Annotated in this window: 8 protein-coding genes; 2 read left to right on the forward strand and 6 right to left on the reverse strand. The window is 62.1% G+C overall.

Annotated elements, in window-relative coordinates; genetic code table 11:
- Positions 1-6: 6 nt before the first annotated feature.
- Positions 7-1,914, reverse strand: a complete 1,908-nt coding sequence (gene ftsH / locus IFO71_RS17395) for an ATP-dependent zinc metalloprotease FtsH (RefSeq protein ID WP_192030940.1) — start codon at positions 1,912-1,914, stop codon at positions 7-9.
- Positions 1,915-1,957: 43 nt separating this feature from the next.
- A complete protein-coding gene (gene rlmE, locus IFO71_RS17400; RefSeq protein WP_192030941.1) occupies positions 1,958-2,575 on the reverse strand; it encodes a 23S rRNA (uridine(2552)-2'-O)-methyltransferase RlmE in 618 nt (205 codons plus the stop codon).
- Between the two features lie 389 nt (positions 2,576-2,964).
- On the opposite strand from rlmE, the gene yhbY reads away from it, so the two are divergent.
- Both yhbY and IFO71_RS17410 read left to right on the forward strand, forming a co-directional pair.
- Complete coding sequence (yhbY, locus tag IFO71_RS17405) at positions 2,965-3,273, forward strand: ribosome assembly RNA-binding protein YhbY (protein ID WP_192030942.1); 309 nt, start codon at positions 2,965-2,967, stop codon at positions 3,271-3,273.
- On the forward strand, positions 3,270-3,653 hold the full coding sequence (locus IFO71_RS17410) for an Mth938-like domain-containing protein (protein WP_192030943.1): 384 nt from the start codon (positions 3,270-3,272) through the stop codon (positions 3,651-3,653). The genes yhbY and IFO71_RS17410 overlap by 4 nt, the downstream gene beginning before the upstream one ends.
- Before the next feature lie 31 nt (positions 3,654-3,684).
- Here IFO71_RS17410 and IFO71_RS22355 read toward each other — a convergent pair whose 3' ends face one another.
- Genes IFO71_RS22355 through surE form a run of 4 tightly spaced genes read right to left on the reverse strand, consistent with a single transcriptional unit; the run spans position 3,685 to position 6,615 of the window.
- Complete coding sequence (locus tag IFO71_RS22355) at positions 3,685-4,566, reverse strand: peptidoglycan DD-metalloendopeptidase family protein (protein ID WP_192030944.1); 882 nt, start codon at positions 4,564-4,566, stop codon at positions 3,685-3,687.
- A complete protein-coding gene (locus IFO71_RS17420; protein WP_192030945.1) occupies positions 4,563-5,150 on the reverse strand; it encodes a YqaA family protein in 588 nt (195 codons plus the stop codon). The genes IFO71_RS22355 and IFO71_RS17420 overlap by 4 nt, the downstream gene beginning before the upstream one ends.
- On the reverse strand, positions 5,150-5,836 hold the full coding sequence (locus IFO71_RS17425; RefSeq protein ID WP_192030946.1) for a protein-L-isoaspartate(D-aspartate) O-methyltransferase: 687 nt from the start codon (positions 5,834-5,836) through the stop codon (positions 5,150-5,152). The genes IFO71_RS17420 and IFO71_RS17425 overlap by 1 nt, the downstream gene beginning before the upstream one ends.
- Entirely contained in the window at positions 5,833-6,615 is a 783-nt protein-coding gene (gene surE / locus IFO71_RS17430; RefSeq protein ID WP_192030947.1) for a 5'/3'-nucleotidase SurE, read from the reverse strand. Before surE ends, IFO71_RS17425 begins: the two co-directional genes overlap by 4 nt.
- Positions 6,616-7,309 lie beyond the last annotated feature (694 nt).

Here is a 7,309-nt window from a genome sequence, read left to right on the forward strand (position 1 = left end):
GGCTTTTCACACCTGCTCCGCCGGACCGCCAATCACCGCCGAGCCATCGTCGCCCTTACCCGGCTTGTCGCTGGAATCGCGATCGGTCCAGTCAGCAGGCGGGCCGGGGCGGCGGCCGCTCATGATGGCATCGATCTGCCCGGCGTCGATGGTTTCGTAGGTGAGCAGGGCATCGGCCATGGTGTGCAGCTTGTCGAGATTGGAGGTAAGGATCTCCTTGGTACGACGGTAGGCGCGATCGAGGATGCCGCGCACCACTTCGTCGATCATCCGCGCGGTCTCGTCGGAGACATTCTTGTGCTGGGTAACCGAACGACCGAGGAAAACTTCATCCTCCTGCTCGCCGTAGGCCACCGGGCCCATTTCGTCCGAAAGGCCCCACTTGGTAACCATGTTGCGCGCCATTTGCGTGGCGCGCTCGATGTCATTGCTGGCACCGGTGGTGACCTTTTCGGTGCCAAAGATCAACTCTTCGGCCACCCGGCCACCGTACAGCGAACAAAGCATGCTCTGAATCTGGGTACGGTTGTGGCTGTACTTGTCGCCTTCCGGCAAGTACATGGTCACACCGAGCGCGCGACCGCGCGGAATGATGGTGACCTTGTAGACCGGGTCATGTTCCGGCACCAGACGACCGACGATGGCGTGACCCGCTTCGTGATAGGCGGTGAGCTTCTTCTCATCGTCGCTCATTACCATCGAGCGTCGCTCGGCGCCCATCATGATCTTGTCCTTGGCGCGGTCGAAGTGAATCATCCGCACTTCTTTGGCGTTCTCGCGCGCCGCAAACAACGCAGCTTCGTTGACCAGATTGGCCAGATCAGCGCCAGAAAAACCAGGACAGCCGCGAGCAATCACCGAGGCCTCGACATTCTCGGCCAGCGGCACCTTGCGCATATGCACCTTCAGGATCTGCTCGCGCCCACGCACGTCGGGCAAGGGCACTACCACCTGGCGGTCGAAACGGCCGGGACGCAGCAGGGCCGGGTCGAGCACGTCGGGTCGATTGGTGGCAGCGATGACGATGATGCCTTCGCTGCCCTCGAAGCCGTCCATCTCGACCAGCAGTTGATTCAAGGTCTGCTCGCGCTCGTCGTGTCCGCCGCCGAGGCCAGCGCCACGGTGGCGGCCGACGGCGTCGATTTCGTCAATGAAGATGATGCAGGGGGCGTGCTTCTTGGCCTGCTCGAACATATCGCGCACGCGTGACGCACCCACGCCGACGAACATCTCGACGAAATCCGAGCCGGAAATGGAGAAGAACGGCACCTTGGCTTCACCGGCAATCGCCTTGGCCAGCAAGGTCTTACCGGTACCCGGCGAGCCCACCATCAATACACCGCGAGGAATCTTGCCGCCAAGCTTCTGAAACTTGCCCGGATCACGCAGGAACTCGACCAATTCGGAGACTTCCTGCTTGGCCTCGTCGCAACCGGCCACATCAGCAAAAGTGATCTTGATCTGATCCTCGGCCAGCATCTTGGCTTTCGAGCGGCCGAAACTCATTGCGCCGCGACCGCCACCGCCAGATTGCAGCTGACGCATGAAGAAAATGAAGATGCCGATGAAGATCACGTATGGCAGCAGATTTATCAGGATGTAGGCCAGCGACGGACCCGACGGTGGCGGCGCCTGCTCAATCTCGACGTTGTGGTTGATGAGGTCGTTCACCAGGTACTCATCACCCGGATTGATCGTGGTGAAGCGGCTGCCATCGCGGCGCTCGCCATTGATCGTGACCCGATCCTCCTCGATCTTTACCTTGCTGACCGCATCGCTCTTCACCTGACTGATGAAGTCGTTGTAGTTGAGCTGCTGTACTGCGCCGGTACGCGGCGTAAAACTCTGGAATACCGCCATCAATACAAAGGCGATCACCACCCAGAGCAGCAGATTCTTAGCCAGATCATTCATCGACAATGCGTGCCTCTAAAGTTATTCGTCACTACCGAGTCGCTCAGCGCTTTCCAGTGGCCAGGTAATAGACCTCTGGGGAACGCTTGCGCGAAGCACTCGGCTTGCGCACCTGCACTTTCTCATAGCGCCGACGCAAGTCCAACAGATATGCGTCGGAGCCCACGCCCTGGAAGACCTTGACCAGAAAGGTGCCGCCAGGCGCGAGGTGCAGATCGGCGAAATCCCGCGCCAGCTCCACCAGATACATGGCACGAGCACGATCGACCGCCTCTACTCCGCTCATATTGGGGGCCATATCGGACAACACAAGGTCTACCGGCTGACCTTCCAACAGCGCCTCCAACTGCGACACTGCGGCCTCCTCTCTGAAATCGCCGTGAACAAAGCGCACGCCGGCGATCGACGGCATATCGAGGATATCCATCGCCACCACCAGCCCGCGGCCATCCAGCTCGCGCGCCACCAGCTGCGACCAGCCGCCCGGCGCGGCACCCAGATCAACCACCCGCATACCAGGCCGAATCAGCTTGTGCCGATCAATCAACTCTTCCAGCTTGTAGGCCGCCCGCGAACGCACACCTTCCGCGTGTGCCTTCTTCACAAACGGATCAGCGAAATGTTCCTTCAGCCAGCGGCTGCTGCTCTTGCTACGCGCCACGCCACGTACTCTTTGAGGTTAATTGGTTACAGCCTATCAGGCTGCTGAGACTTGTTTCAGCAGCCTGATATCGCGCGCCAAGGACGGCGCGCTCGGAAAGCAAGCAGGCAAGTGATTGATTTCCGGCAAACCGTTCGACAAGCTCATGGCAGGTGGCGCGGCTTTGCCGCGGCCGGCTTGCCGTGAGCCGGGCGACCGGTTGCGCTGAAAACCTCCTGGATGGAGGTCTCAGCAGCCTGCTCGGGGCGCGATGCGGACATGGCGCCGATCAGGTGTCACCGGGCCGGCGCGATTCGCCGCACAGTCATAAAACCGTCATCAGATTCCCAATGCCGCTCCCGAGGCGCCATGATACCCTTGCGCCCCCCGAAAACCGATAAGTCCCCGGTATGAGCCAGACCCTCACTGCCGCGCAGAAGCGCCATCTGCGTGCAATCGCACACAGTCTCAAGCCTGTCATCCTGATGGGAGCCAAAGGCCTGAGCGAAGCTCTGGTCAACGAACTGAATATCGCACTCGATCACCACGAATTGGTCAAGGTCAAACTGGCAGCCGAGGACCGCGATGCTCGCGATGCCGCGCTCGATCAGCTGGCCCGCGACAGTGGCGCCCAGATCGTGCAGCGCATCGGCAATATCGGCGTACTGTTCCGCCGCAATAAGGACAAACCGCTGATCGTACTGCCGCGGAGCCCATGAGCCTGCAGCAACAGCTGCCGCAGGGGGGGCTGCGAGTCCGCTGGGTGGATTCTGATCGGGTGCGACTGGATGAGCAGGAGTGGCGCCACAGCTTCGCACTATCCGCCGAGCGAACGTGGGCCTCCAACGAAACGCCCAGCGCACCGATCGACTGGACCTGGCCCGACTGGCAAGCATTGATCGACGCGCTGAAGCCACAGATTGTTCTGTTTGGCAGCGGCGAGACACAGCGCTTTCTGCCGCCATCGATCCTGGCCCAGCTTATGCAACGCGGCATCGGTGTGGAATGCATGGACAATCATGCGGCGGCACGGACATTCAACCTGCTCGCCGATGAAAGCCGCCCCGTGGTCGCCGTATTTTCGATCAAGGCACCTTGAACTTGTTGCTGCGCTGAGTGAAGCCGTAAGTTCAGCGCCTGGGCAGCACGTTCATCGGATCGACCGGCCGACCATTCTTGCGCACTTCAAAGTGCAGCATGTCGCGACTGGCGCCACTGCGCCCCATCTCGGCCACCTGTTGACCGCCGTGTACGGTATCGCCCTCGGCCACCAACCGCTTGCGATTATGGCCATAGGCTGACAGCCAAGTGTCGTCGTGCTTGATGATCACCAGCTCGCCATAGCCAATCAGACCCGATCCCGAGTACACAACCACCCCCTGGGCAGCAGCGAGCACGGGGTCGCCAGCACTGCCGGCCAGGTTAATGCCCTGCCGAGTGGGATCCCCGGCAAGAAAGCTGCTGATCACCTTGCCATCGGTTGGCCAGCGCCAACGCAATGGACCATCGCTCAGCGGTGCGGGAACGGCAGGTTTAGGCGGCGGTTCGACCACCGGTGCCACCGCGGCCGGCGCGGGCTGCACGGGCGGCGACTGAGCGGGGGCAATCGGCGGCGTCGGCTCGGTGCGCGGCAGCACAACTGGTTTCGGCGCCTCCCGCACGATCGGGTTCACCACACCGGCACTGGTCGAGGCCGGCGGCGGAACTGATTTCTTCGTCACCGGCGCCGTCGCGGCCTGTCCGAGCTTGAGCCGCTGGCCTGGATAGATCGTATACGGCGACCGGATGTTGTTGATCGCCGCAAGATCCCGGTAGTCGAGTTTCTGCCGAAACGCGATGCCGTACAGGGTGTCGCCCTTGACCACCACATACTCGTCGGCGTTGACGGCGACTGCCGTGCTCGGGCGACGCGTACCGGGTGCCGTTTCAACCCGCACTGATCGCTGCGGCGCGCATGCGCAGAGCAGGCCAAGCACGTTGACCAGCACGATGACGCGCGCGCCTGGGCTCATCCTCGCCCCCACTCCAACCAGGCAACGACCGCTGCCACCAGCACAACGGCCAGCCAGCCCAAGCCCTCGACATAACGACGCAAGTGCTTCTCCATTCGCGGTCCGCCCCAGGCAACCAGGCCGGTGACCAGGAAGAACCGGCCGCCTCGTCCCACCACCGATCCCAGCACAAAAGGTATCAATCCAATGCCGGTCGCACCTGAGGCAATGGTGAACACCTTGTAGGGAATCGGGGTGAACCCGGCAAGAAAGACGATCCAGAAGCCATAGCGGGCAAAGCTGCCCTGAATCTGTTCGAAAGTGGCGGCCTTGCCTGCGGCTTCAATCCAGGGCCAGATCACTTCCAGCGCGAAGGCACCGAGCAGATAACCGAGCAGACCGCCCGCCACCGAGGCCACGGTGCAGATAAACGCCAGTCGGCGCCACAGGATCGGTTTGGCCAGGGTCATCGGGGCCAGCATCACGTCGGGTGGCACCGGAAAGAACACTGATTCGGCGAAACTCATGCCGGCCATGTAGCGCTCGGCGTGCGGGTGCGCCGCCCAGCGCAGACAACGATCGTAAATCGGACCAAACAGTCGCATCAACGCACTCCCGCAAGCAGGGGCACAAACACCACGCCCCCCAAGGATTCGACCTTGAGTTGGCCTTCCTGCTTGCGAAAGCGCAGTAGATCCTGACCGGCGGAGCCGCCGACCGGTGCGATCAGCGTGCCGCCTTCGGCCAACTGATCGAACAGGCCGGGATCGACGCTTTCGGCCGCCGCGGTGACGATGATGCCGTCAAACGGACCATGCTCCGGCCAACCGAGCCGACCATCCTCGTGGCGGCTGCGGACATTGTCGATGCCCAGCTTGCGAAACCGTCGGCGCGCCGAACGCAACAGCTCCTCAATGCGTTCCACCGTGTAGACCTGATCCACCAACGCGGCCAGCACGGCCGCCTGATAGCCCGAGCCGGTACCGAGCTCCAGCACTTTGGAGGGAACCCCATGTTCAAGCAGCGCCTCGGTCATGCGGGCCACCACCCAGGGCTGGGAAATGGTCTGCCCCAGGCCGATCGGCAAGGCAGTGTCTTCGTAGGCACGACTGGCCAGTGCCTCTTCGATGAACAGGTGACGCGGCATCAGGCGCATCACCTCCAGCACGCGCGGATCCTTGATCGGTGGGCGCAGAGGCTCCGATTTCAGGCGCTCGATCAATCGGTCTCGGGCGCGCTGCGAGGTCATGCCCAAGCCGCCCACCGAGGCATCGGGATGAAACCGCGTCATGACGCTTCCCGGTCAAGCACCTGACTCAGGCCTTCGACCCAGGTCGAAACCTTTTCCAGAGCCTGATAGCGGGTCAGATCGACGTGAATCGGCGTGATCGAGATAAAGCCCATGCGCACCGCATGGAAGTCGGTGCCTGGACCGGCGTCCTGTTCTTCACCTGCAGGGCCAATCCAGTAGACCGTACGGCCGCGCGGATCACTTTGCTTGACGCAGGGCGCGGCCCGATGGCGTTGACCGAGGCGGGTCACCTCGAAGCCTCGAATTTCGCTCCAGGGTCGGTCCGGGACATTGACGTTGAGAATGGTGTCAGCCGGCAGCGGATCGACCAGCAGCCGCGCCATGATTTCGCAGGCCGCTCGCGCAGCAGTCTCGAAGTGGCGGCCATGATGATTGCCCGTAGCCAGTGACATGGCCAGCGCCGGCAAGCCCAGAAACCGCCCCTCCATGGCCGCGGCGACGGTGCCGGAATAGATCACATCATCACCCAGATTGGCGAAGTTGTTGATGCCGGAAACGACGATATCCGGCTCTTGATCCAGCAAGCCAGTCAGCCCGAGATGCACGCAGTCGGTGGGCGTTCCGGAAACGCTCCACACGCCCGGCTGCAGCTGTCTGGCACGAATCGGCATGTCCAAGGTCAGGGAATTGCTGGCGCCAGAGCGGTCGCGATCCGGTGCTACCACAGTCACTTCGTGCGCGGCGGCGCGCAGGTAGTCGGCCAGCATGCGGATGCCCGGCGCATCGACACCATCATCATTACTTACCAATACTTTCATCGTCTTCCAGCGTCACCTTCAGCCACGTCGATGGCGAACCTTCCCTGGCGCGCCGCATCAGGCAGATGAAATCGACAATTCCAGCAGCCTGCTAAACCCCATAGTGTGCCATGCTCCGGCATGGCTCAGGCAGCACGCTCGGCAGCCTGCGTATTTTCACCCTCTGTTGAACGTTGAGCGAGTGACCGAGAATCTCGGTGCAAGGCCCACTCCCTGCTGTTTTTGGGGCGGTTGAGCGCAGCAGCCGAACCACGCCGCCACCAACAATTCGCCACGGACGCGCAACACCCGGGTGGATTGCAGCACCTCAACGACCAGCGAAGCGTCATTCCCGCGTAGGCGTGCGTAGGCGGGAATCCAGCGCTGTCGCTCTTCGAACGATTCGCGGTGATCAGAGCGCTGTCCCCCGCCTGCTTGGGACGCTCCGACCGGAGTTCCCGGATATTTGTGCACGGACTCATCAAGTACGCGGGCAGTTAGCCCGGATATTTCATGAGGTCGCGCCGAAAGATCCGGCAATTCCAAGCGGGGTGAGAGTTTCGACCGATGGTGTTGAGATAACCGAGTGTTCGCGGTCTTTCGGCGCTGGCACGGCCCTCATTCGGCCGCTGCGCGGCTACGCAGGGCATTCGCCCTGAGGTCCTTTGCGCCGATTGCCGCGTTGTTCGGCTGCTACGCAGCAACGGCTACTTCG

Source organism: Pseudomarimonas arenosa (assembly GCF_014841215.1).
Lineage (GTDB): Bacteria > Pseudomonadota > Gammaproteobacteria > Xanthomonadales > Xanthomonadaceae > Pseudomarimonas > Pseudomarimonas arenosa.

Coding starts and splice junctions, on each gene's coding strand:
- IFO71_RS17420 (WP_192030945.1), bottom strand. CDS start 5,150: ATGCGACTGTTTGGTCCGATTTACGATCGTTGTCTGCGCTGGGCGGCG.
- IFO71_RS17410 (WP_192030943.1), top strand. CDS start 3,270: ATGAGCCTGCAGCAACAGCTGCCGCAGGGGGGGCTGCGAGTCCGCTGG.
- surE (WP_192030947.1), bottom strand. CDS start 6,615: ATGAAAGTATTGGTAAGTAATGATGATGGTGTCGATGCGCCGGGCATC.
- IFO71_RS17425 (WP_192030946.1), bottom strand. CDS start 5,836: ATGACGCGGTTTCATCCCGATGCCTCGGTGGGCGGCTTGGGCATGACC.
- ftsH (WP_192030940.1), bottom strand. CDS start 1,914: ATGAATGATCTGGCTAAGAATCTGCTGCTCTGGGTGGTGATCGCCTTT.
- yhbY (WP_192030942.1), top strand. CDS start 2,965: ATGAGCCAGACCCTCACTGCCGCGCAGAAGCGCCATCTGCGTGCAATC.
- IFO71_RS22355 (WP_192030944.1), bottom strand. CDS start 4,566: ATGAGCCCAGGCGCGCGCGTCATCGTGCTGGTCAACGTGCTTGGCCTG.